The organism is Aeromonas sp. QDB68 (assembly GCF_027707405.1).
In the GTDB taxonomy this organism is placed as follows: domain Bacteria; phylum Pseudomonadota; class Gammaproteobacteria; order Enterobacterales; family Aeromonadaceae; genus Aeromonas; species Aeromonas caviae.
Genome location: NZ_JAPCIQ010000253.1, coordinates 1 through 561, shown reverse-complemented (window position 1 = coordinate 561; position 561 = coordinate 1). Strand labels below are relative to the sequence as shown.

Below are 561 nucleotides of genomic sequence, written 5' to 3'. Positions count from 1 at the left end.
TATTCATAGGTATCTCACCTCCCAGCCCTTTTGCAGGGCAATGTAACCAAGCCATAGCCATAGCCATAGCCATAGCAAGATCATCATTGTGTAGCGAGATTGTTGCATCAAGTGCTTGTATTACACTGTATACTCTAGACCCTTGCTCAGGAGTTAGAGGAGTTCCATTCTTTAGTTTACGGGTTATGGTCCTTTTGCTAATACCAACAAGATGACAGATTGTCTTCATATCAGACCTGACAGATTCAACAAGCCTTATAATAATCTCAGGGGGAATTCCTGCAACAATCCATGAATGAACACTCAATGGGTCGGAAGGAATACCTAGAGACATGACAAGTCGTGCACAATGGGGCTTCACATGCCCCTGATTATATGCTGAGTAAGTCATAATGCTCATGTTCTCATTGCAAGATATAGTCTTAAAAGTAGCGATAAAATTCTTCACTGGAAAGCACATCGGTACACTCGATGATCCTCCGTAGGCCTGTCTCTTGATCAGATCTTGATCCCCTGCGCCATCAGATCCTTGGCGGCAAGAAAGCCATCCAGTTTACTTTG

General features: G+C 43.5%; 1 protein-coding gene. It reads right to left on the bottom strand.

Annotated features, from left to right (window positions below; translation table 11 throughout):
- The coding region (locus tag PG892_RS22510; RefSeq protein WP_270825942.1) for an antitoxin Xre-like helix-turn-helix domain-containing protein at nt 1–400 on the bottom strand (400 nt) is incomplete at its 3' end.
- Nucleotides 401–561 lie beyond the last annotated feature (161 nt).